At 43.1% G+C, this 25,569-nt stretch carries 20 protein-coding genes; 9 read left to right on the top strand and 11 right to left on the bottom strand.

Features of this window, described 5'->3' with window-relative positions; all coding sequences use genetic code 11:
* Positions 1-14 precede the first annotated feature (14 nt).
* Genes HII16_RS00330 through galE form a run of 7 tightly spaced genes read left to right on the top strand, consistent with a single transcriptional unit; the run spans position 15 to position 9,741 of the window.
* A complete protein-coding gene (locus HII16_RS00330) occupies positions 15-3,824 on the top strand; it encodes an FkbM family methyltransferase (protein ID WP_169126419.1) in 3,810 nt (1,269 codons plus the stop codon).
* Positions 3,825-3,867: 43 nt separating this feature from the next.
* On the top strand, positions 3,868-4,851 hold the full coding sequence (locus HII16_RS00325) for a hypothetical protein (protein ID WP_169126417.1): 984 nt from the start codon (positions 3,868-3,870) through the stop codon (positions 4,849-4,851).
* A gap of 13 nt (positions 4,852-4,864) precedes the next feature.
* Positions 4,865-6,064, top strand: a complete 1,200-nt coding sequence (locus HII16_RS00320) for a glycosyltransferase (protein WP_211183351.1) — start codon at positions 4,865-4,867, stop codon at positions 6,062-6,064.
* A complete protein-coding gene (locus HII16_RS00315) occupies positions 6,061-6,957 on the top strand; it encodes a glycosyltransferase family A protein (protein ID WP_169126415.1) in 897 nt (298 codons plus the stop codon). Before HII16_RS00320 ends, HII16_RS00315 begins: the two co-directional genes overlap by 4 nt.
* A complete protein-coding gene (locus HII16_RS00310; protein WP_169126413.1) occupies positions 6,957-7,715 on the top strand; it encodes a glycosyltransferase in 759 nt (252 codons plus the stop codon). Before HII16_RS00315 ends, HII16_RS00310 begins: the two co-directional genes overlap by 1 nt.
* Before the next feature lie 20 nt (positions 7,716-7,735).
* Positions 7,736-8,695, top strand: coding sequence for a DHH family phosphoesterase (locus HII16_RS00305; RefSeq protein WP_169126411.1), 960 nt, complete (start codon positions 7,736-7,738; stop codon positions 8,693-8,695).
* 35 nt (positions 8,696-8,730) lie between these two features.
* Positions 8,731-9,741, top strand: a complete 1,011-nt coding sequence (gene galE / locus HII16_RS00300; protein ID WP_169126409.1) for a UDP-glucose 4-epimerase GalE — start codon at positions 8,731-8,733, stop codon at positions 9,739-9,741.
* A gap of 136 nt (positions 9,742-9,877) precedes the next feature.
* Here the strand turns inward: galE and HII16_RS00295 are convergent, their stop codons facing one another.
* From HII16_RS00295 to HII16_RS00250, 10 genes are all read right to left on the bottom strand, one after another.
* Positions 9,878-10,513: an EAL domain-containing protein gene (locus tag HII16_RS00295; protein WP_169126407.1), complete on the bottom strand. Its 636-nt coding sequence runs from the start codon at positions 10,511-10,513 to the stop codon at positions 9,878-9,880.
* Between the two features lie 175 nt (positions 10,514-10,688).
* Entirely contained in the window at positions 10,689-12,158 is a 1,470-nt protein-coding gene (putP, locus tag HII16_RS00290; RefSeq protein ID WP_169126405.1) for a sodium/proline symporter PutP, read from the bottom strand.
* A gap of 242 nt (positions 12,159-12,400) precedes the next feature.
* Entirely contained in the window at positions 12,401-13,114 is a 714-nt protein-coding gene (locus tag HII16_RS00285) for a DUF3379 family protein (RefSeq protein ID WP_169126403.1), read from the bottom strand.
* Positions 13,107-13,622: a sigma-70 family RNA polymerase sigma factor gene (locus HII16_RS00280; protein WP_135437606.1), complete on the bottom strand. Its 516-nt coding sequence runs from the start codon at positions 13,620-13,622 to the stop codon at positions 13,107-13,109. Before HII16_RS00280 ends, HII16_RS00285 begins: the two co-directional genes overlap by 8 nt.
* 157 nt (positions 13,623-13,779) lie before the next feature.
* Entirely contained in the window at positions 13,780-15,417 is a 1,638-nt protein-coding gene (locus HII16_RS00275) for a BatD family protein (RefSeq protein WP_169126401.1), read from the bottom strand.
* The gene (locus HII16_RS00270) at positions 15,411-17,321 is read right to left on the bottom strand and encodes a VWA domain-containing protein (protein ID WP_169126399.1); all 1,911 of its coding nucleotides are present in this window, start codon (positions 17,319-17,321) and stop codon (positions 15,411-15,413) included. Before HII16_RS00270 ends, HII16_RS00275 begins: the two co-directional genes overlap by 7 nt.
* Entirely contained in the window at positions 17,321-18,331 is a 1,011-nt protein-coding gene (locus tag HII16_RS00265) for a VWA domain-containing protein (protein WP_169126397.1), read from the bottom strand. Before HII16_RS00265 ends, HII16_RS00270 begins: the two co-directional genes overlap by 1 nt.
* Positions 18,328-18,843, bottom strand: coding sequence for a DUF4381 domain-containing protein (locus tag HII16_RS00260; RefSeq protein ID WP_169126395.1), 516 nt, complete (start codon positions 18,841-18,843; stop codon positions 18,328-18,330). Before HII16_RS00260 ends, HII16_RS00265 begins: the two co-directional genes overlap by 4 nt.
* Positions 18,831-19,832 carry a DUF58 domain-containing protein gene (locus HII16_RS00255; RefSeq protein ID WP_169126393.1) on the bottom strand — a complete coding sequence of 334 codons (1,002 nt, stop codon included), beginning with the start codon at positions 19,830-19,832 and terminating at the stop codon, positions 18,831-18,833. Before HII16_RS00255 ends, HII16_RS00260 begins: the two co-directional genes overlap by 13 nt.
* Positions 19,833-19,861: 29 nt before the next feature.
* Complete coding sequence (locus tag HII16_RS00250) at positions 19,862-20,818, bottom strand: MoxR family ATPase (RefSeq protein WP_169126391.1); 957 nt, start codon at positions 20,816-20,818, stop codon at positions 19,862-19,864.
* A 272-nt stretch (positions 20,819-21,090) separates the two neighbouring features.
* Between HII16_RS00250 and fadI the strand changes: the two genes are divergently transcribed.
* Together fadI and fadJ are read left to right on the top strand one after the other, a co-directional pair.
* On the top strand, positions 21,091-22,401 hold the full coding sequence (gene fadI, locus HII16_RS00245; RefSeq protein ID WP_169126389.1) for an acetyl-CoA C-acyltransferase FadI: 1,311 nt from the start codon (positions 21,091-21,093) through the stop codon (positions 22,399-22,401).
* Positions 22,402-22,409: 8 nt separating this feature from the next.
* Positions 22,410-24,554, top strand: coding sequence for a fatty acid oxidation complex subunit alpha FadJ (gene fadJ / locus HII16_RS00240; protein WP_211183350.1), 2,145 nt, complete (start codon positions 22,410-22,412; stop codon positions 24,552-24,554).
* Positions 24,555-25,223: 669 nt separating this feature from the next.
* On the opposite strand, the gene HII16_RS00235 is transcribed toward fadJ, so the two are convergent.
* Positions 25,224-25,544, bottom strand: a complete 321-nt coding sequence (locus HII16_RS00235; RefSeq protein ID WP_169126385.1) for a hypothetical protein — start codon at positions 25,542-25,544, stop codon at positions 25,224-25,226.
* Positions 25,545-25,569 lie beyond the last annotated feature (25 nt).

The following is a 25,569-nucleotide window of genomic DNA, read 5'->3' as shown; positions in this document are numbered from 1 at the left end:
GGGTACGAAGTGTCGTGAGTGATGCAGTAGACAACTTGGTTGAAATTAATACGGCCAGTGGCCCTTATAAAATTTATCTGCCTAATCGCCAAAGCGATTATATTCAGGGCAAAATTTATAAGAATAAGAAACCTTACGAAGAAGAAATTCTTCGTGACATGGCAACCCGTATTGAGGTGGGCGAATTAGTCTTAGATATCGGTGCTAATATTGGCAATCATTCCTTATACCTTGCGAATTTAGGTGCTAATGTTATTTGCTTTGAACCGAACAAATTTCTATGTGATGCGCTTGAAGTCAGTAAAAAGATCAATGAATTAACCTCCAGTTTAACGATTCACAATCTTGGTCTTGGTGAGTCCCGCAATCATGCTCATTTTACCAGTGAAAATGCGCAAAACCTGGGGGCACAATCCTTGGCACTCGGCCAAGGTGATATTCAAGTAGCCAATCTCGACAGTTTGTCGTTTCAACAGTCGGTTAAGCTGATCAAGATTGATGTTGAAGGTATGGAGCTGGCGGTTCTTAAAGGCGGTGAAGCACTGATCAGCAAAGATCAGCCGATCATTTATATCGAGTGCTTAAATAGTGAAGAATTTAAGTGGGCATATAATTGGTTGATTGAACGTGGATACCTATATTGGGATACGTTCAACGCGACATTAACCCATTTGTTTGTTCCTAAAAGCCAAGTCAGTTTGGAGCAGCAGCTAGCGCAAGTACAATATAAGAATGTACAGGATTCTTATAAAGACATTTTGCGCCATAACCGTTTAAGTCGAATGGCGAAAACCGCCCATCAAAAGCTTGAGCGAATAGAAGAGTTTACCCCTTTGGTTGATGAGCTAAGGCAAAAATCAACTCAGTTTCAATCTCTAAACCAAAAGCTTGAGCAATACCAAATAGAGTTAAATCAGGCAGATAAAAAGTTTCAGCAGCAAGATAAACTGATTGCTTCGTTAGAATCTAAAGTCAAGGGGCTGCAATTTGAAAAGCAAGAACTGCAACAAAAATTAACCGGCGTAAGAACCAGTTTAACCTATCAATTAGGTAGCTTGTTTGCCGGTGTTCGCAGTCCTAAAAGCGTACTAAATCTACCGAAAGATTTGTATCGTCTATTCAATGATTTTCGTCGTCGAGATAATTACAAAAAACAAGTGGCACAAGGTAAGTTTGGCAAGTTTCAGGACGTTGAATTGTTGCCATTGTTGGATGGCCGCAGTAATCAAATTATCGACTTAGAGCAGCCGTCTAAAGCCATTGCCGTTAACTTAGAACAGCGCAACAAGTTTAAACTGACCCTCAATCTAGCCACCGAAAATGAACTGCCGGCAGAGCAAAAAGTGATTCTAAAATGTCGCTTTTTTGATAATAACGGCGTACCGGTAGAGCAAATAGCGACCACCAAACTATTTCATTCGAAACGTTATGGCAAGTTCCGTTATTTTTATCAGGACAAGAACACCCTGTTAGTAGATATCGACTTTCCACCAGAGGTGTGTTTTTTCGAATATCAGGTTATCCCGTTTTCTCGGGATAGATCTTTGTCGCCATCTATTATCATGGAAAATGTCGCTACCCAGTTTCTAAGTAGTGATTTAGATAGTGAGGCAATCGATTATGATTTTGCCAACAATCAATTTTCAGCCTTTGCTGAGCAGCAGCAAGTGGTTGCTTCTCGTTGTTTGATTTTTGGTGACATTAGCCCAAATGTGATTGATGGCTCTTCTATTTGGTTATCGTCTATAAGCTCGATAATGTCACAGGTAGGGCCGACCGTATTGTTGTTAAAAGACAATGTTGATCCGGACAAAAATGTATTGTCTAACATCGTCAATGCCGGCAATTTGGTCATTGTGCAGCCTAAACATATTGGCTTTAATGCGCCGTTGACCACAAGCTCTGCAGTTAAGGCGATTAAATTTTTAGACGACAAAATTGCCAGTTTAAAATCAGTGGTATTGCGTGGTCTAGATGTGACGGCCGCGGTTATGGATGAGAAAGCATTTGCCAGCCGTGTGTACCCGTATTTAACGGATTTTTATGCCGTTGATGAACATGGTTTCTCGGTACCTGAAGAGAAACTCGCGGTACTACCATTGATTTTAAACAACGCCAACACGGTACTGACACAAACCTGTCAAATTCGAAACAAATTATCCGAACTAACCGATATTGCGTTTGACAGTGTGCAGTTGCCGCCGTCATTACCTGCGGATATCGAAGATAAACTGATTGAGGCTAATGTCGATAACAGCGTTATCAATATTGGTTACGCGGGCAAAGTTCAGCCCGGCTGGGGCGTAGAGCATCTGATTAATTGGAGTGAAAGATTAATTAATCAAGGGCATCAGATCAACGTACATGTGGTCACCCAAAAAGTGACAGCCAAAGGCGAGCGCCGCAACGAGTTTATTGCCGAGATGAATCGTTTGTTAGATAAGCCTTTTGTCACCGTCTATAACGATATGAACCGCTTTCAAGCCATGGGATTAATGAAAGCGATGCAATTGGTTTGGTGTTACCGCGATGCGTATCTAGAAGATAATACCTTAGAGGTATCGACTAAGTTGATTGAAATGGGCACCTTATCGATCCCGACGTTATGCTACCCATCACAGATTAATAAAGACTTACTTGGTGACGATTACCCATGTTATGTCAGCGACTTTACTGGTTTTGAAGCCAGCGTAGAGTGTATCGAAAGCCATACCCCATTTAATTATCAAGCACTGTCAGACAAGCTTCGTAAACAACATAGCTTTGCTACCATTGCCAGTAATTTGGCACCAATTCTCATTGGTGATGAACAAGACAAAGCAATGAAAATTGCTTTTGCAGGCAATGATTTAAAGTTCTTATATCCGTACATCTCTTATCTAAAGGATAAGAACTACTCGGTGCAATTGGATTATTGGCAGTGGGGTAGCGGTGATGAAAAAGCGGCAATGCAGTATCTGTATGAATCGGATGTTATTTTTTGCGAGTGGGGACTGGCTAACGCGGTCTGGTATAGCCAAAATAACGTCAACAAAAAGCCGCTTTATATTCGTATTCATGCACAAGAGGTTCGCGATAAGGCGAAACGTTTTGGTAAAAAAATCGATGTTGATAACGTAACCAAGTTTATCTTCGTATCGGCGCTGGTACGTGATAAAGCGGTAGAACTGTTTGGCTGGCCAATGGAAAAAACCGTCGTCATTGCCAACTTTTTGAATGACAATTTATTGCCCATGTTTGAACGAGATCAGCAAGTCAGTTTAGGTATGGTAGGCATCACGCCAAAAACAAAACGCTTTGATCGTGCTCTAAAGCTAACCAAAAGCTTATTGCAACAAGGTGTCGATGCTAAGTTGTATATTAAAGGTCATCGACCTGAAAATCTTGAATTTATGCATGGTCCAGGGCGTAAACACGAGCTTGAATATTACTACGATTTGTATCGCATGATTGATGAGGATTCTCAATTAAAGGATGCGGTGATCTTTACCGGCTGGGGTAATGACGTGCAAACATGGTACAAGAACATTAATTATATTTTATCTCCGAGTGAGACTGAATCATTCCATTATGCATTAGCGGATGGCACGTGCACCGGCGCCTTACCATTGGTTTGGCCATGGCCTAGTGCTGACAGTGTTTATCCTGAAGACTGGATAGTCGATTCGGTAAAAAGTGCTGCAAAAAAAGTTATCGAATGGCAAGCAATGGATCAGCAGGCATTAACGCAGGTTCGTTTGCAAAATCGTCAGTATCTGATTGATAACTATGGCTATGAGATTGTGTTTGAACAATTAGATAACGTCTTAAAACTGGAATCGTAGTGTTTATTAAGTTGCCTGCAAGCGCAACAGGCAGGGGGGATAAATGAAAATATATCACGTTGGCATGATGAAAAGTGGTACCACTTTTTTGCAACAAATTTTATCTAGCAATCAAGCCGCCCTTAAAAAGCATGGTTGGTCGTATCCTGGTAATAGGCTAAATCAACAACATGCCTGTTATGCGCTCTGTGGAGAGCATATTCCTTGGAGGTTTCCTGCGGTGCCAGAGGCACTTGGCAAGGATTTGGTGCAAGCCTTGCGTTCAGCGAAAACCCCTAACAGTGTCATCTCAGCGGAAGCGCTTTCTTGTTTGAGTAAGCAAGGCATCGCGCACTTTATTGATAAAGTCGGCGCGCCAGATAGAGTGGTTTTTACGATTCGCGGTTTATCGAGTGCTATTCCTTCATCTTGGCAACAGCTTATCAAGGGCGGGGCAAGTATTTCTTATCCCGGCTATTTTAAACAGCTGCGCACGCAACGTGGTAGCTTAAGCGGTATTTGGTCTAATTATGCGTTTGGTCACGCTATTGAGTTGTGGTCTCAAGTGGCGCCAGTCGATGTGGTGATTGTGCCGACCCAAGGGCAAAAGAGTGATTTAGCCTCATTGTTCTTTGACGCTTGCGGTATGGAGTTTAGTGACTCGTTTGCAACTGACATTGAATCGGCAAGCAGTAACATTTCCTTGAGTATGGAGCTCACTGAAATTCTGCGCTTGATCAATCAATTGTTAAAGGACGATAAGAGCCAATCAGAGGCCGTGCGCAAGTATTTCTTAAACAAAATGGCGTTCCCATTAGCGGGTAAATATCGTGGCACTAAAATTACTTTGCCGCAACGTTACTGTGAGCAAGTCAACAATTGGAATAACGAAGAGCTGGAATTACTGCAACGTCATGCCGATCGGGTTTATGGCCAAATGGATGACTTGTCGGTTACAGGCCAAGATATGCCTGAGTTGGATGAGAAAATGCTTCTGCAATCGGCTGCGACACTAATTAGTCAATATATCGCCGCAAACGTGTCGTAGGAGCAACATCAATTTGAGTAAGCCAATTAAGGTATCGATGATCGTATGGAACCCATTTACCAACGATGCCAGGGTACTAAAAGAAGCGGAAACCCTAGTCGCCAATGGTTATCAAGTGACGGTTTTCGCTTTATTTAAAGCCGGTGTCAATGTCGAGCATGACGTATTGACATCCGGTGTGATTGTGCGCCGTATTGATGGCATGGGGTTATTTCGTCGTAAAAATAAAGGCCATGCACAATCATTGTCAATGAAGCCATTGGCACAGCTATCTCGCTTGGTTAAGCGCGTCGGAACCATCTTTTCGATGATTGCTGCGGTGAGCCGTTCTAAGCCTGACATTATTCACGCCCATGATGTTAATGTGTTGGTTACGGCGTATGTTGCTAGCAAAATGTGCGCTGCAAAGCTTGTCTATGATGCTCATGAGATAAGTACCGATCGTGAAGGCTATCGCCCGTTTCGCAAAGTCGTCGGTTGCATTGAGAAAACGTTGACACCGAAAGTTGCGGCGATGATCACCACCACAGATGTGCGCGCTAAATTCTTTCGTCTGGCTTACAAAGTTCCACGGCCGACGGTATTACAAAATAGACCGACCAAATCTTTTGCCGAACCGCAGCAATCGAATCACATAAGAGACACCTTGAATTTACAGCAATCGTGGCCTATTGCGCTTTATCAAGGCATGTTGCAACCAGGTCGCGGCCTAGAACGGTTGGTGCAAGTGGCACAACATATTGATGAGGTTTATTTTGTGTTTATTGGTGGCGGGCGGATAGAAGATAAATTAAAACAGTTGGTTACCAATCTAGGAATAAGCGATAGGGTACATTTTATCGCAACGGTGCCACTCGCGGATTTACCGTTATATACCGCATCGGCTACGTTTGGTGTGCAGCCTATTGAGAATACCTGTCTGAATCATTACTCGACCGATTCTAACAAACTGTTTGAATATATTTTGGCTGGTTTGCCAGTGATTTCCACCGGCTTTCCTGAAATTCGTAAAGTGATAGAGCAATACCAACTGGGCTTAGCCATTAAAGATAACTCGCAAGATTTACATCAGGCGATCGTTCAGTTTCGTGACAACCCAGAACTGTTGCAGCATTACGCTGCCAATACTCAGGCTGCGGTAGAACAACTGTGCTGGGAAGAACAAGAGCACAAATTACTCGAACTTTATCAGCGGGTTCAATCGGCTGTATGAAGATAACTGTCATCGTTCCTTTTTATAATGCCGCACCTTATCTCGTCGATTTCATTAAGGCGATAACGTCGCAATCGTTAGCGGCAGAGCATTTTGATGTTGTCTTTGTAAACAATGATTCATCAGACGGTAGCGAGGCGCAATTGGTGCGATTATTGGCTGATAATACTCAGTTAAACGCCCGTCAAATCAATTATCAACAACGAGCGAGTTCATACGGTGCAAGAAACAAAGGGGTTCGAGAATCAAGCGGTGATATCTTAGTATTTACCGATATCGATTGCTTGGTCGAGCGCGATTGGTTGCAACAAATCCATGAAATATTCAGCCAAGAGCACATCGATGTGATCTCCGGCTTTGTTGATTTAGTGATTGATGACAAAAACAATCCATGGCAGTGGTATGACAAAACCTTTCATATGGACAACCAAGCTAACGCTGAAAAGGGCCACATTGTCACAGCTAATTTGGCGGTGCGCCGTGATGTATTTCAACAAATAGGCGACTTTGAGGAAGTAGAATCTGGTGGTGACTTTGATTGGAGTCAGCGCATGAATAGGCTCGGCAAACGGTTTCAGTTTAAATCACAGGTGAAAGTGTCACACCCAACTCGTAAAAGTGCTGATGAGATACGCAAGAAATTGAATCGCTTAGTTCGTGGTGATGCCGAACTCGCGGTAAAGTCTCTAAACGCTGCTATTGTAAAAATCACTAAAGCTGTTTTGCGACCACTCAAACCGAGCTTTTATATTAAAATTAATGGTTTTTTGAGTAAAACCAATTTAGTAGGTAAACAAAGGCGACGATTTATGGCGCAGGTGGTTTGGCTTAAGCTTATCCAGTTAGGGCAATTTATACGGTTTTTTATCAAATACTTAAGAGGTAAAGGCTGATGCAGTTGCCTGTCGTCTCAATCATCATGGCTACCTACAACTCATCGGCCTATGTTGAACAAACAATAAACTCAATTGTTGCGCAAAGCTTTAGTGATTGGGAGTTATTGATTACCGATGATTGTTCAAAAGATAATACGCTAAAGATTCTTGAACGTATTCAAGCATCGGATCCACGGGTGCAATTTAATCAAAATGAGCGCAATCGAGGGGCTGCTGTATCGCGCAATAGGTCATTAAACAGAGCCCAAGGGCGCTATATCGCTTTTCTTGATTCCGATGATTTGTGGTTGCCAACAAAGCTTGAGCAACACCTGCAGTATATGCAGCAGCACCAAGCGGCGTTATCTTTTACGTCTTACGATATTGTTGACCAACACAGCCAATCACGTAATAAAGTTGTCGATAAAGCCGATTTAGGCTGGATTGATTATCATCAATTACTGAAAAAAAAGGCGACCTTTGGCTGTTCAACTGTCATGGTAGATAAACAATTACTTGGTGACTTTCGCATGCCTTTGCTGCGCACCGGTCAAGATTACGCAACCTGGCTAATGCTGATAAAAAGAGCAGGCAAAGCGTTGCATTTGCCCCGTGTCTTGACGCGTTATCGCATAACCCCAGGCTCAATTTCGAGAAATAAGCTCAAAAAAGCCAAAAGGCAGTGGCAAATATACCGCGAACAGGAGAAAATCAATATAGTTTATTCGCTTTGGTGCTTTGCTTTTTACGCATTTCGTGCTGTATTTAGAAAATAACAAATAATAGAAGAGTGTATATGCATTACGATGTTTTTAACGGCGATGCCGATGGAATTTTAGCATTAGTTCAACTTCGTTTATCGGAGCCAAAAACCAGTACCTTGATCACCGGTGTTAAACGAGATATATCGTTACTGGATAAAGTCGACGTTGGTAACGCAAGTTCCGTTACCACATTGGATGTGTCTATGGATAAAAACCAAGCTGGACTAGAGAAGTTGTTATCCGCAGCTGTGCCAGTGTTCTATGTTGATCATCATCGTGCATCGAATATTCCCCAGTCTACGTTTTTAAAAACCATCATCAACACCTCTGCCGATGTGTGCACAAGTTTGTTGATTAATGATTATCTTAAGGGCGCACATCATAGTTGGGCGATTGCTGCAGCTTACGGCGATAACCTTAAAGCGGTAGCTGCCCGGCATTGTGCTCTAAAAGGCCTGTCACAAAACGAAGCGAACTTACTGGAACAGCTTGGTACTTACGTTAATTACAACGGTTATGGCCGTACTACCGATGACTTACACTTTCACCCGGCAGATTTATTTGAGCGTTTGCTTGGCTATGAGTCACCGGAAGCCTTATTTAGCAATAAATCATCGTTATTTTACGACTTACAGGCGGCATATGTTACCGATATGAATAAAGCCAATTCAGCGCAAGTATTGTTTGAGAATGACATTTGCAAAGTGGTTACTTTAGAAGATGCGGCATGGTCACGTCGAGTGAGTGGTGTCTTTGGTAATGATTTAGCAAACCAATCACCAGATAAAGCTCATGGCGTGCTAACGCAAAATTTAGATGGCAGTTATACCGTCAGCGTACGAGCGCCATTAAATAATAAGCAAGGTGCTGATGAAATTTGTGTGCAGTTCCCGACCGGTGGCGGACGTGCAGCTGCAGCAGGGATAAACGCTTTACCTGAAGAGCAAGTCGAAACATTTATTACAACGCTTGCAAATTATTATAAAAATTAATCTCCGTCGATATTCGGTGTTTTTGAGGATGTAACATGAGTTTATTAATAACCGGCGGTACCGGCTATATTGGTAGCCATGCCGTGGTTGAATTATTAAATGCTGGCGATGACGTGGTGATCGTCGATAACTTGTCCAACTCGTCGACTAAGTCATTGGATAGGGTAGAACATATCACTGGCAAAAGACCGATATTTATCAAGGCGGATATCTGCGATAAAGCGGCAATGGAAAGCGTCTTTCGTGAGCATGATATTTCTGCGGTCATTCACTTTGCTGGTTTAAAAGCGGTTGGTGAGTCTACGCAAATACCACTGAGCTATTATCATAACAATGTTACTGGCACCATAGTGTTGCTGGAAGTGATGAAGCAATTTTCAGTGAAAAACCTAGTGTTTAGCTCGTCTGCAACGGTTTACGGTGAAAACAACTTATCGCCATTAATCGAAACTATGCCAACATCGGCGACCAACCCTTACGGCCAAACCAAGCTAATGATCGAACATATTCTTTTCGATTTGGCGAAAAGTGATCCGCAATGGTCAATTATTTCACTGCGTTACTTTAATCCAATTGGGGCGCATCATTCGGGCCTTATTGGTGAAAACCCAAATGGTATTCCCAATAATCTATTACCGTTTGTATCGCAAGTGGCGGTTGGTCGATTGCAGCAATTGAGTGTGTTTGGTGATGATTACGACACTATTGATGGCACCGGCGTGCGCGATTATATCCATGTGGTTGATTTGGCTCTCGCGCATTTGAAAGCGGTAACGGCACTATCAAAAGTTGATGGCTGTATTGCCATTAATGTTGGCACCGGTAATGGTACCTCAGTATTGCAAATCGTGAATAAATTTAAAGAGATCAGCGGCGTTGATGTGCCTTATCAAATTAGCCCAAGACGCCCTGGAGATATCGCGACAGTATTTGCTAAAGCCGATCTTGCCAATGAATTTTTAGGTTGGCAGGCTGAACGTAACTTGGATGATATGATCCGCGATACCTGGCGTTGGCAATCACAAAATCCAAACGGTTTTGAATAACCGTTAATGCTATTGTCGTTCTTGGTCTAGGCGATTGTGTCTAGACCAAATTAACTCTGTGACAAAATCCATCTAAATCAAACCCTCTCTAGGTCAAACTCACTCTAGGTCAAATTCACTCTAGGTCAAAATCTCGCTACGCCAAATCCAGCTCTAAACCTATTTCATCCATCACATGTGGACGTGATTTCATCACTTCGGGCTGATCAATAAAATAGCCTTGAAAGTATTCAAAGCCTAACCGGCTAGCATGTTCAAATTCCTGTTTATTCTCGATTTTTTCTGCCAGTAATTTGATGTTCGGGTAGTTTGTAATGTGCTCTATCAGTTGCAGTATTTCGGTAGTCGATGTTTGTCTAAAATCTACTTTAATAATACTGATATAAGGAAAGAACGCATGCCACTGTTGATGATTAATAAAATCGTCTAAGGCGATTTCATAGCCTTGTTGATGCAGTTCTTGGCACAAAGAAAGCAACTGTTGTGTGGGCTCTTCGGTCTCCAAAATTTCAACAACGATATGGCGATTATCAAATTTGAAAGGGTACCCTTTTTGCAGTGTTTCTGTGGTGAAATTGATAAACGCTGGCTTTTGTTGAGTAAAGGTTTTGCTTTGCGAGCTTTGTAATGCGGTGTGTAGCAATTTTTGCGTTGCCGTATGCGCGTCTACCTTAGGGTAAACATTGATCATGCTGTCTCGAAACAGCAGTTCATAGGCGATGACCTGTTGTTGTTTATCAACGATGGCTTGTCTAGCTGCAAAGCTTGGCATAGTTATTATTATCCTGTTGAAGGTGGCAGGTACAACTTAAACCGTTATTAATAACCTATCACAGCCTTGGCTCGCTGTTAACTTAATTAACCGAGTTTCTGGGAAAATGTACAACAAAAAGGGCTTGATATGCGTATGGTGCATTTCAAGCCCTTGTTACGTTGTCGTGTTGTTATTATTTGCTGTTTAACTGTGCATATATCTTGCTACTCTCTTGATCCATATGCTGTGTTAGCTTACTGGTAACGACACCGGCGATGCCTGCAAGAATAAAGCCTGGGATCATTTCATAAAGCGCAAAGATTCCACCGTATTCAGCTTTGAGCATTGGCCAAGCAATGACCACGACAGCACCGGTTACAATGGAAGCCAAAGCGCCAAAACGATTATATTTATGCCAAAATAGCGCTAATAAAATGGTTGGGCCAAAGGCACTACCAAAACCGGCCCACGCATAGCTTACTAGCCCCAAGACACTGCTTTGCGGGTCTAACGCGACCAATGTGGCTAATATCGCGATAGCAAGTAAAGAGAAACGAGAAATCCAAACTAACTCATTTTCGGAGACATCTTTTTTGGCGAAATTTTTATAAAAGTCTTCAACAATGACACTAGAACAAACCAATAATTGCGAGTCAATGGTGCTCATAATGGCTGACAATATAGCGGCAATAATGATACCGGCGACCCAAGGGTTTAACAGTGCTTTCGATAGGAAAATAAATATTGTTTCTGGGTTTTCAAGCGGCGCGTTGGCGTAATACGCAATACCGACAAGACCAACAGCCAAGGCGCCTATCAAAGATATAATCATCCAAATCATAGCAATATTGCGTGACATAGGAATATCATCAACGCTGCGAATTGCCATGAAACGCGACAGGATATGTGGTTGACCAAAATAGCCAAGTCCCCATGCCATTAGTGAGAAGAAACCAAGCCAGCTAAAGTCTTTAAAGAGCGCGGCGTAATCTGGATTGGTTTGTTGCAGAATTTGTGAGGTTTGTTCAATACCGCCTAACTCGTTTAAGGCAACGATAGGCAAAATGACCAATGCCAATAACATTAAACAACCTTGGAAAAAGTCGGTCCAACTCACCGCCAGAAATCCGCCAAGGAAGGTATAAGATACAATCACAACCGCGCCAATAACCAGCGCCGTTATGTAATCTAAACCGAATACTTTTTCAAATAAAATAGCGCCGCCGACCAAGCCTGATGACACATAAAATGTGAAGAAAATCAGTATGGTTATAGCGGATATAAATCGTAAGGTATGGGATTTGTCGGCAAAGCGGTTTTCAAAGAATTCAGGGATGGTATGTGAGTTATTCGCCTTTTCAGTAAAAGAGCGAATCTTTGGTGCGACCAATATCCAGTTAAAGAACGCACCGAGCACCAAACCGACACCGATCCAGACTTCACTGATACCAGATAAGTATATTGCACCAGGCAAACCAAGTAGTAACCAGCCACTCATGTCAGACGCGCCAACACTTAGCGCGGTAACCGCAGGGCCAAGTTGACGACCACCAAGAATATAATCGCTTAGTGTGGTCGTTGCTTTATAGGCGATATAACCTATCAGCAATGTGGTTAGCAGGTAACCAATAAAGGTAACCATCATTGGAGTTTCTATTGTCATAATAACGTCTTTTATTTGAGTTTGCGGCGATGTTAACAAGTTTACATTTACTGTGCTAGTTTTCGTAACAATTGGTTGAATTTTTGCGATAGATCAACGTAATTGAGAGATGTAGTTGCACAACGGGAGTGTGATCAGAGGGTTACGCTTATGGTGGGTAATTAATGGCAAAAAAAAGCCTACCAAACGGCAGGCTAAAACGAAGTATGGCTGGAGTCATACTTGTGAGTACCTAGTGAATATTAGATTGACCACTCGATGGTTTCGTCAATTTTTTGTTGCCATTGCTCTAATGGCTCTTTGACATCTCCCATGATGATAACACCGCCTTTACTGTATTGACGGCTGATACCTTTAACGCTTTGGTCGGCAAATTGCTCGCTTTGTGCTAAGTGTTCATTTTTAGGAATGATAAACACCGTCACATTGTCGTAAAGGCCCTCAAACACCAAATGAACTGAATTCATACCATCAAAGAAACACTCATCAACCGACACCAGTTTACCTAGCTTGTCGGTAAAGCTGACATCAAGACCTGCGACCGAGTCGTTAAAACTGGTTAGAGTGTACTTACTGTCACCGCTATGAGCAAAGTTGCCTGCCTCATGGTGATAATGAGCTAATGAATAATCGGCAATGCTCGAGTGTGATGGGGTAATTGCCATATAGCTGACACTGATTCCAACGATAAATGCGACAGACGCAGCGACAGCCAAATGCCATCGTGATTTACGTTGACGTTGGCTATGTGAGTCCAGGCTTTGACGCAGTATTAATCTATCCGCTAGATCTTCTGGTACATCAACCCGCAATACAGAATCGATTTTATCGTCGAGAGATTTTAACTCTTTGGCGAATTTTTTACGGCTGGGATCTGCTTCAATAGCGTTGAGCAGCTCATTGTCTTTGCTGTTCGGATCACTATACAGCCTTCTACGGAATTCTAATTCATCCATTGTAGCGCCCCTTGATGTGTTTGTTTTGTTCGATAGCATCTTTTAATTGGTTTCTTGCGCGAAACAGTCGCGTCATTACGGTGTTTTTGTTTAACTCGAGGATTTGTGCGATTTCTTCACCGCTGTAGCCACAGATAATTTGCAATACCAGAGGCTCTCGATATTCTTCAGGTAAGCTGGCAATGCGCTGATGCAGCCATTGGTTTTCCTGACTTTGTTCGCTCGACAATATATGTGTATCCATTGTCGCTGCCTCATCATATTCGCTCATATCAAATTGCTTGCGTTCAAAACGTCTGGCATTTTCTCGTCTTAAGATGGTGATCAACCAAGACTTTGCGGCTTTCTCATCTTTTAAAGAGTCAAGGGCTCGCCATGCTCTTAGGAATGTTTCCTGAACAAGGTCTTCGGCGACTTGTTTGTCATGAACCAACCAGTAAGCATAGCGATATAAATCCTTATGCAATGCGTTTACTAGCGCTTCATAGCGTTTCTGTTTACTAGCCATAGGTTCCGTTTTATTGCGTCTCTTGATTGTATTGACCTTGCATGTTGCAATTTAATTTCTAAAAATTTACGATTTTTTCAATTTTTTTTATGAGCTTACAAAAATGCCCACAGACGTGGGCACTTATTTCATTGTTTAATTAACAGCTATCACCTCATTATGGGTTTATTGCAAAGGCGATATGTTGCTGTTGCTCACCTTGGGTTTGCAGCCTAGAAATGATTTTAAGTAATTTATCTGAATGCCAAGCTTGCTGTTGTGCACCGTAATAACAATGCTGCAGATGACTTAATTGTTTATCAAAGTCGTCATTTTGCAAGTGCTGACTCAGTTGCTGCAGGTTACTGAAATTTTGCCCTGGGAACAATTCATTCCCCCAAGCTGGTAGCAATGCCATCACCTGTTGACCATTATTTTGTTTACATGCGGCCATCAATTTTAGATAAGCGTGTTTAGTCGACGGGACAAAGGTTTCCCGCTTAAAGCTACGCCCTTTTAATTTCGCTTGATACAACCAAGCCATTGCCGTCAACAACCAACCGGCTAAAAACAGCCATTGTAAAGTCGTGTTATTTTGCTCTACCACTTGCACTGGCAGTGGGGTGTTCATTGCCGTTGTGTTGTCGATATTGACCGGCACCGCTCCCTTGACGACAATGGTTTTCGCTGGCAGTACAGCGAGTTCCATGCGATTTAATTGGGTATTGAACCAAGGTAGCGTCACTTCGGGCAATACGAATGTCCCCGATTTGGTAGGGACGATCGCAAAATCTTGGGTCTTTTGGCTGATCAGTGCGCCTTTTTGCACACCGTTTTTCACATCCGCTTGATCCGGGTATATTTTAAGACCATCAGGCGCGTTAAACTCAAGGTCAGGCAATTGTTCAGCCCCTAGTGCCGCAGCAGTAATTTTAACGGTACGAGTTATCGGCTCACCAAGCTCATATTCGCTTTGCACATCTGGCCAATTCTCTTCAATGACAATTAATTCACTTGGTAACCATTCACCAATAAAATCAGCAGGAGCGGCATTAACCTGAATATCGATTTCCTGACCTTTCATGCGCACAGGTTTACCACGATCTAAGCTTGAAAATACCGAGCGTCGTTGTTGTTTGTTGGCACTGATTTCGCCATCAAACATGGTGCTGTGTAACACAAACTTACCCGATGTTTGTGGTTTGACCGCATAAACACGTTCAATGATACGAAAGCGCTTACCTTCAATTATTTGGCTGTATTCGTTGTTCTCACCTATTTGCTTTATCTCTGCGCCGGTCATTTTAGGTTCCGCTAATGAACCGCGTATAAGCTCAGCGGCAAGATGTAAGCGTACCGTTAAGGTAAATTGTTGTTGAACATAAACCTCATGTTTTGATACATCGGCGGTTAAGTAGATATCTTTTTGTTGTTGTGCGGTTTTGTCACCTTGTGCTAATACCTGCAACTGGATAGGTTTCGTTGTGGCGTCATCAACCGTTAACGCTGGAATTGTTAATACCCCAGTCTTACGAGGGATTATAAGCGTGGTCCATTGCGTGGTTCGGGTGGTTTTAAAATTGACCATACTGGTTTGGCTGCTGATCGATGTACCACCAACAACAAAGTCTTGTTCAAGTACTGATGGGTCGAAGGCGTCTGCAGCAACAGAGCCATCGGCTATAACCGTAAGCACCACTGATTCATCAACTATCGCTGGGTTTTTATCAACCGTGGCGGTTACATTTAACGCCATGGCCTGAATGCTAACCAATAAAGAGAACAAACCTGCCATAACAGGTGTCGAATTTACCATTTTTCCTTAACTCCAATACTACTGCGGTTTTGACGACGTTTCTGATATTCAAGACGCATTTTATTTCGTAACAACAGTTGCGGGTCGTCTGTCACACGACGCAAAAGCTGCTCGTGTTTTTGTTGTTGTTCCGTTTGGCTTTGTTGTTCGCCATCGGTAAGCGCTGCCTGTTGTTGCTGCTGTTGTTCTGGTTGTTCTTGCTGTTCACTATTTTGCTGTTGAGCAGCGGCTTGTTGCTCTTGTTCAGACTGATCTTGTTCACCCTGTTGTTTATTTTGCTCACCGCTGTCTGAGTCAGACGATTGATCTTGGTTGCGATCCTCATCGCCTTGTTGCTGTGATTGCTGTTGCTCAGATTTTCCAGGATCTGATTGCTCAGAGGAATCTTGCTGTGATTGCTCTTGTTGTGACTGATCTTGGTTGCTATCACTAGAATCATCGTTGCCTTGCTGCTCTTGGTTTTGATCCTGCTGTTGCTGTTGCTGTTGCTGGTCCTGGTTTTGGTCTTGGCTCTGGTCTTGGTTATCTTGTTGCTGTTGCTGCAACAATTGTTCAACGATGGTTTTGTTGGTTAGCGCATCTTGATGCTCAGCATCAACTGATATGACTTGCTCATATGCTGCAATCGCTTGTTCTAACTTACCAAGTTTTGCAAGGGCATTGGCTTTGTTGTAATTGGCTTGCACGGTATCAGACTTTGCAAAGGTTTCGACCGCTTTTTCATAATCACCAGCACGGTAGTAACTGCTGCCGCGCCATTGGTTATCATCAAACGTTTGCGCAGCATTTTGATAGTCTTGTTTATCGAATTGTTGCTGACCTTGTTGGTTTTTAGTCCGCCATAAATCGTCCCAAAGAGATGCAGATGACGGCGCACTGTAAAACGTCGAAGATAAGCTCACCATTAACACTGGGGTTAATAAGATGCCTTTGCGAAAATACGCAAGCGCAAGTGGTAGGGCTATCAATAACAAATATGGGCCAAATTCTTGCCATTGGTCACCCATATTTTGTTGCTTTGATTGCAATACTTTTTGCGCATCGAGGGCGCTTAATGAGCTTAGTCGAGCCAAGTCAGAATCATCGGCGGTAATAACGGTAAATACACCGCCAGAATTGTCGCTAAACGCTTCTAAACGACGGCTGGTAAGCTTAGGGATAACAATGTTACCACGGCGGTCTTTCATTAATTCGCCATTGGCGAGGGTAATCGGCGCACCTTCGGCGGTACCTACCGCTAAAATATTAATTCGGTGATCGCTGTTATCGACAAAATCATTAATATCGTCAATTTCATCTTGCGTAACGCCATCGGTAACCCAGTAGATATCGCCCTTTATGTGGCCAGCGTTTTGCAACATTTGTTCTGCCAGTATTAACGCAGGGTAAGGGTTCGAGCCAAGCTCTGGCATAATTTGCGGCGACAATGAGGGTAACAATAACCTGATGTTGTTGATATCCGCGGTTAGCGGGCTGATAGTAAACGCGTCACCAGCGTAAGCGATCAGACCTATTTCACCTTCATCAATCTTTTCGACTAAATCCATGGCTTTATAACGTGCCATGGTCAATCTGTTCGGTTTGATATCGGTAGACAGCATTGAAAATGACATGTCCATGACTAATACCGAACCGCGCTCTACGTCATATACCGGTTGCGGCAGCTTTTGCCAAGTAGGTCCCGCCATGGCAATAATAAGTAAACTACCTATCAGAGCTGCGGGTATAATCGACACTGGTCTATTGTTTTCGGTATTACTTAACAGCTTACTGCTTAAGTGGGACGGAATAACACGGTGCCATGCGCTGCTAGATACGCGCAAGCGACGAACTTGCCATAACACCCATACTAAACCGATAAACGCTATTAACCACAATGGTCGGATAAAGTGAAATTCAGTCATTAGCTTTTGCCCTCACTGCCAAGGTTGAAAAAGCCATAGGTTTGGTACTGAACCAGTGCCAGTTGCAGCATGATAAGTACTAACGCTAACGCTAATGGGTAAAAGAATAATGCAGTAAGTGGACGCATTTGTTGTTCGTCTTGAGCAACAGGTTCCAGTTGATCTAGCAGAGTATAAATGTTTGCCATAGATGCACCATCTGTGGCTCTAAAATAACTGCCTGATGTTTGTTTTGCGATGTTCTTGAGTGTTTCTTCATCAAGATCTCTTGATGGGTTCACTTTACGGGTACCAAATAACGATCGCTCCATCATCACTTCAGCACCGATACCAACGGTATAAATGGTCACATCTTTTGCGACAGCCAGATCTAACGCTTGTTCCGGCGTTATTTTTCCTGAGGTATTCTGACCATCCGTTAATAGCAACAGCACTCGGTTTGAGTCATCTTTGCTAACAAAACGCTTTACGGCTAACGCCATCGCGTCACCAATGGCTGTCTTTTGGCCAACCAGACCGATCACCGATTCGTCAAGCATTTGTTTAACCGTATGTCGGTCAAATGTCATCGGCGTTTGCATATAGGCGTCGTCGGCAAACAAAATAAGTCCTAAGCGATCGCCTTGGCGGCGCTCGATAAAATCACCCAATAAGGCTTTTAGTAAGGTTAGGCGGTTGACCGTTTTACCGTTATGACGCATGTCTTCCATTTTCATACTGCCAGATAAATCAACGGCAATGATCATCTCGCGACTTTCATTTGGTAAGGCAATGGTTTCACCTAACCATTGTGGTCGCATACTGGCACAGACCAATAATATCCAAATAATGGCAATCAACCACAACGGTGCTTTTTTATTATTCACCGCCACAGAGTGACGACTTAAACTACCTAATAATACTGGCATTTTAAGCGCCGCTGCATTAGGCGACGTCTTCGGTGATAACCAATAAACCAATAATGGCGCAGGTAACAGCAAAGCAAGCCATGGCCAAGCAAACTCAATCATGCTGACTTCTCCTGCGGTTCTGTTGCTGATGTGTTAGCGCCGATTGAGGTGTTATTTTTACTGACTAAGTCTATATGGGTTAGCCAATAAATCGCAGCACGCTGCATATCTTCACCGTAAATGGTATTGGCATTCTTACGATATTGTTGAGCTAACGCTGACTCGGCTAATTCAATGAACTTAGCTTGGTGTTGTTCAGGCAATTTTATTTTCAGCGCTTGCAAAAGCTCTGCGGAAAAGTTATTGGCAAATAGTTGGCGTTGAAAATAATGCATAGCCACCCACTTTAAAATCGCCACACATTGTTCAACCGTGGGCGCTTCAAGCTGTTGTAGCTGCACTAGCGCCGTTTTTTGTTGGCTAAGGAAGCGTTGTTTTCGTTTGTTTTTAATGAACAGATAAACAACGATTGCCAGTACTAAGGCCAATAATATCCACCAACCCGGTGCGATAGGGTATGCGTGAATACTGTCTGGTAGATGGATATCTTTTAAATTCTCTAGCGGATCCATGTTTCAATCCCAGATTTTAATTGATGTTCGACACTATCACCGGCGCTGAAATGAATGACTCGTGCACCGGCTTGCTGATACAGCTGTTGTTTGAGCTTATTGGTTAGCATGGCTTTATCTTGATAGCGCTGTGCGGTCTGCTGATCACCAAGCAACAGTTGCTGTTTTTGGCTACCATCGGTTATTGCCACAGACGTTTTTTGTTTTGACTGAGGAAGAGTGAATTCCAAAGGGTCATTAACTTGGCAAATAACCAGCTCGCAGTGACGAGATACTTTCGCCAGTGGTCGTAATATCTCTTCATTAAAATGATTGCCATCGGTGATCAGATAAACCAATGAGCCAGGTTTGGCGAGCTGTGCTAAACGATTACAGTTTTCAATAAAGTAAGTTTGTGAACTGGGTAATTCTTGTTGCCAGTGAGCTAAGCCTTGCTGGTGCAGCTCTTCAAGAGTGTGTAAGTAGTGTAATACGCCGTTTTGTCGGCTTCGAGGCTTGAGCTCTTGATGCTGCTGTTCATTAAAAACCAAGCCGCCGACACGATCACCACGTTTTTTCGCATGCCAAGCGACAAGCGCCGCAATATGACAGGCTTGTGCTGATTTAAATAGTAATTTAGAACCAAAAAACATCGATTGGCCGAGATCGGTAGCGATTAAAACAGGACGTTCAACTTCTTCTCGAAACAGTTTGGTATGTGTCTTACCTGTTCTGGCAGTAACACGCCAGTCGATTGCGCGTATATCATCACCCGTTTGATAATGACGCACCTCATCGAACTCCATACCGCGACCTTTGGTGCGCGCCAAATAATTGCCGCTTAAGTGTCCTTGCACGGCTTTTTTCGGCGCCAAATTCAACAATGAGGCCTTGCCTTGATAGGGCAGGAGCTGCTCAATATCGATATTTATGCCATCACAACCTAACTGCTCAAGCGTGGCTTGAGCAAGCTGGTTTTGATCGTCTAACGCGATTTTTTTCCACCACATATTAGATTTACTTCACCTAATGGGACGAATTAAGCAACTGCAACTAATTCGAGAATACGATCCAGTACCTGGTTTGTCGTGATACCTTCAGCTTCTGCCTGATAGGTTAACAACAAACGGTGACGTAATGTGTTATGGAATACCGCTTGGATATCTTCCGGGCTGACAAAGTCGCGGCCGTTTAACCAAGCTCTGGCTCGCGAACAGCGATCTAAGGCAATGGTGGCTCGCGGACTGGCGCCATAGGCTAACCATTTACCTAAGTCATCATCGTATTTATCACCTTGGCGTGTTGCCATGATGAGGTCGACAATATATTGCTCAAGAACCGGTGCTAAATAAATTTCCAAGGCTTCTTTACGTGCAGTGAAGATTTCTTCTTGGCTAATGGTAACCACAGGTAGTTTTTCGCTGTTTAATGCTTCGCCACGATTGAGACGTAGAATGTCTAATTCTGAAGCAGCATTTGGGTAGTCAATTTCCAGATGCATTAAAAAACGATCTAATTGCGCTTCAGGTAACGGGTAGGTACCTTCTTGCTCTAGCGGGTTTTGTGTTGCCATAACCAAAAACAATTCTGGCAACTTGTAGGTGGTTTTACCTACGGTTACCTGTCCTTCAGCCATCGCTTCAAGTAGTGCTGACTGCACCTTTGCTGGGGCACGGTTAATTTCATCGGCTAAAATAAGGTTCTGAAATAATGGACCTTGTTGAAACACAAAGCTGCCATCTTCTGGGCGATAAATATCGGTACCGGTTAAATCCGCTGGTAGCAAATCTGGGGTAAACTGAATACGATGAAAACTTGCATCAACGCCATCAGATAACGCATTGATTGCTCTAGTTTTTGCCAAACCCGGAGGGCCTTCTACAATTAAGTGACCATCGGCAAGTAATGCGATGAGAAGATTTTCGACCAAAGCGTGTTGTCCAACGATTTGGCCGCTTAGGTGCTCTTGTAGTTTAGAAAATTGTTCAATTGCCATGATAATTATAATTTTCCTTCAATGGACGCACAGCCGGAGTTTATTAGCGCACTAACTGCCTGAAGGCTTTGGCTGCGGTATTTCATAACTTATGCTTATATTGGGCTAATGTTATTAAAAATCAACTCTTTTAAAAAGTGTGAATTGTCGTTAGAATCAATAAAACGATCAGGTCTGACCACTTTTGCGGTTTTATGCGATGTTGGCTTTGACTAAATGACTATAAAAAAATTCACAATTAAGAATAGATTTGGGAAATTAAAGGAACAGGCATGGCAAAAATGCAAAACTTAAAGACCGCATCCGGTGAGCGTATCGCGGTTGTTACCGGTCTGAGAACGCCATTTGTAAAACAGGCGACTGACTTTCATGGTGTACCGGCTCTTGATTTAGGCGCTATGGTCGTAAATGAAATGCTGACTCGTACTGATATCGATCCGGCGTTGATAGAGCAATTAGTGTTTGGTCAGGTAGTTCAAATGCCAAAAGCGCCTAACATTGCCCGAGAAATCGCCTTGGCAACGCAAATGAACGTTCATACCGATGCGTACAGTGTCTCACGTGCTTGTGCTACTAGTTTCCAATCTACCGTCAATGTAGCGGAATCTATTCTGCTTGGTAACATTGATATTGGTATTGCTGGCGGTGCGGATTCAATGTCTGTGCCTCCGATTGGTGTATCAAGAAAATTAGCGCGTACCTTATTAGATTTATCTAAAGCTAAGACCATGGGACAGCGCTTAAAGCTGCTTAGTGCGTTACGATTTAAAGATTTGATCCCTGAACCACCGGCGGTTGCTGAATACTCGACAGGCTTGTCTATGGGGCAAACCGCAGAGCAAATGGCAAAAAGCCACGGCATCACTCGAGAAGAACAAGACGCGCTAGCGCATCGTTCACACTCTCTTGCAGCGAAAACTTGGGCCGATGGCCTGATGGCTGATCAAGTTATGGTGGCGCACCCTGAACCGTATAAAAAAGCCGTAGCAAAAGATAACTGTTTCCGTGCAGATTCAGATCTAGCTGGATACGCTCGACTGCGTCCAGTGTTTGACCGTAAACACGGTACCGTAACGGCGGCTAATTCTACCGCATTAACCGATGGTGCTTCTGCGGTGCTATTAATGCGTGAAGGCCGAGCTAAGGAGCTTGGCTTGGATGTGCTAGGTTATATCCGTTCTTATGCGTTTACAGCGATAGACGTATGGGAAGACATGCTTATGGGCCCATCGTATTCGACACCATTAGCATTAGATCGTGCAGGCCTTACCTTAGCTGACCTTGATTTGGTTGAAATGCATGAAGCCTTCGCCGCCCAAACATTAGCCAATGTGAAAATGTTCGGCAGCGAAAAATTTGCGCGAGAAAAGCTTGGTCGAGATAAAGCCATTGGTGATATTGATATGGATAAATTTAATGTGCTTGGTGGTTCATTAGCTTATGGTCACCCATTTGCCGCAACCGGAACACGCCTTATTACGCAAACCTTGACTGAATTAAAACGTCGTGGCGGCGGTGTAGGTCTAACAACCGCGTGTGCTGCGGGTGGGTTAGGTGCAGCCATGGTGCTAGAAGCAGAATAATTGAGGTGATGAATATGGAAAATAATACGACAAAGCAATCTGCATTTACCTTAATTGAGCAAGATAATGGTATCGCGCACTTAAAAATTGATGTTGCAGATGAAACGATGAACGTTTTAAAAGCGGAATTTCTTGAAGACATTCAAGAGGTTTTACAACAACTTAAAAGCAACAGCAATATTAAAGGCATGATTGTCTACAGCGGCAAGGAAAACTCGTTTGTTGCCGGTGCTGATATCACTATGCTTGATGCGTGCAATACCGCCGAAGAAGCAACTGCGATTGCTGCTGGTGGACAGATGATATTCAATCAACTGGAACAATTAAATATTCCAGTGGTTGCTGCAATCAATGGCCCGTGTTTAGGTGGTGGCTTAGAACTGGCGATGGCATGTCATATGCGAGTCGCCAGTGATTCGAATAAAACGGTGTTGGGTTTACCTGAAGTACAGCTTGGCTTATTACCAGGCAGCGGTGGTACGCAACGTTTACCAAAACTGGTTGGTCTGCAAAAGTCGCTTGATATGATGTTGACCGGTAAGCAGTTGCGTCCTAAGCAAGCATTAAAGGCAGGCTTAGTTGATGATGTTGTACCTTTATCGGTGTTACTTGATGTGGCTGAGAAAATGGCGTTAGCCGGTAAGAAAAAATCGAGCCGCAAAGCATCGTTGGTAGAAAAAGCGTTAGAGTCAAACCCGTTAGGTCGCCGCATTGTGTTTGATCAAGCAACCAAGACGGTATTAGCGAAGACCAAAGGAAATTACCCTGCGCCTCTTAACATTATTGAGTGCATTCGTACCGGTCTAGAGAAAGGTATGGCAAAAGGCTTGGCGGTTGAAGCTAAGTATTTTGGCGAGCTAACGCAAACCAAAGAATCAAAACAATTGCGCAACATCTTTTTTGCAACCACGGATATGAAAAAAGAGCAAGGTGTTGACGGCGTTGATGCGCTACCTGTAAATAAAATCGGTGTGTTAGGTGGCGGCTTAATGGGCGGTGGTATCGCCTATGTTAGCGTTAATAATGCCAAAACACCGGTGCGCATCAAGGATATAAATCATCAGGGTATCTCCAATGCCTTAAAATATAGTTTCGATATTCTTAATAAAAAGGTCAAACGTCGTTTTATGTCCAGCGCCGCTATGCAGCAACAGATGCATAAAATCACCGGTACTGTGGATTACACTGGCTTTAATGACGTGGATATGATTATTGAAGCGGTATTTGAAGATTTATCACTGAAGCAAAGCATGGTTGCCGATGTAGAAGAGAACTGCAAAGACGACGTTATTTTTGCAAGTAATACCTCGTCATTGCCAATCAATCAAATTGCGGCGAAAGCAAAGAAACCAGAAAATGTGATTGGTCTGCATTACTTTTCGCCAGTGGATAAAATGCCATTGGCTGAAATTATTGCCCATGAAAAGACATCAGACAGCACAATTTCCACTACCGTTGCGTACGCTAAACGACAAGGCAAAACGCCTATCGTTGTCAAAGATAAAGCCGGTTTTTATGTTAACCGTATCTTAGCGCCTTATGTTAATGAAGCGGCGAGCATGGTACTCGCTGGCGAGCCTATCGACAAAATTGATCGCGCACTCGTTAAGTTTGGTTTTCCGGTAGGTCCAATCAAGTTATTGGATGAGGTCGGCATTGATATTGGCGCTAAAATTAGCCCAATTCTTGAAGCTGAGTTAGGTGAACGTTTCAAAGCACCTGACGCATTTAATAAGTTAATTGATGACAACCGCAAAGGTAAAAAAACTGAGAAAGGCTTTTACCTTTATAAAGGTAAGAAGGCCAACGGTAAAGCCGTGGACGAAAGCGTATATACCTTATTAGGTGTGCAGCCGAACGGTACCTTATCGGCTGATGATATCTGCCATCGCAGTGTGTTGTTAATGGTAAATGAAGCCGTACGTTGTTTAGACGAAGGTATTATTCGAAATGCCCGTGACGGTGATATCGGCGCCATCTTCGGTATTGGCTTTCCACCATTCTTAGGTGGTCCGTTCCGTTACTTGGACAGCCTAGGTGCACAAACAGTTGTTGATAAGCTGAATCACTATAAAGATCTGTATGGTGAGCACTTCACGCCATGTACTGCGTTAGTGACAATGGCTGAAAATAATCAAAGCTGTTATGGATAATATACGGTAAAAGCGGCAAGCGTTTTCCGCTTGCTGAGGAAGAAAGGGGCAAGGCATTGCCTCTTTTTTTTGAGCTTAATTTAACAGTTGTTACAAGGGGTTAACAAATTTGCCCAAAAAACAACCTTAAAGGACTTTAGTGTAAATAGTCTATTTGCTATACTGCGCGTCCATTTGCTGTAGTGAGAGCCGAAAATGTTGTTGATTCCATTGTCCCTAGTCTGCGCTATATTTTTTTATTGCCAAGCTTTTAAGTCTGGCATGGGACGTAAACGTTGGGCAACAGCCGGCTTTATCTTTGGCCCACTTGTGTGGCCAATGTTTTGTTTCGAAAAACGTATGAAAACCTTCAAACTATTCGGAACTAAATACAGTTTATTTAATGCGTAGCCACTTTTGGCTACGCGTTAAATAGTGCTTAGCTCTATGACCACCAGCTATCAGCGGCCATTTCATGAATGTCTAAAGACGGTATGGTAGAGGCTTTGTTAAGTCCCAATAACGATTTAATGAAACCTAGCATAATATCCTCCAGGCCTTTATTTTAAAGGCTTAAGACCACCAGCTATCCGCTGACATTTCACAAATTTCAATGTTGTCTGCAACTTGTTTTGCAGTCATTTTTGATGAGAAAATATTTTTAATCATTGCTAACATTTTTCTATCCTCTTACTGCTTGATACGAATACGGTTGTTCGCTGACGGCTTGATACGAATACGGTTGTTCGCTGACGGCTTGATACGAATACGGTTGTTCGCTGACGGCTTGATACGAATACGGTTGTTCGCTGATGGCTTAATACGAATACGATTGTTCGCTGACGGCTTAATACGAATGCGGTTGTTTGCTGACGGCTTGATACGAATACGGTTATTCGCTGTAAGCTCAATAACTGAGTTATTAGCAGGTGCTAATAACTCAGTAGTTACTGAATTATCTACATCTAGACCCGTGTTTAATAGTGTTGCAAGAATTAATGAGCTAAGCATTTTCAATATTCCTTAATTTATTATT

This window comes from Thalassotalea sp. Y01, from assembly GCF_012932945.1.
Classification (GTDB): Bacteria; Pseudomonadota; Gammaproteobacteria; order Enterobacterales; family Alteromonadaceae; genus Thalassotalea_A.
Note: the sequence above shows the minus strand (reverse complement) of the source record. Positions and strands in the feature narration are given on the sequence as shown.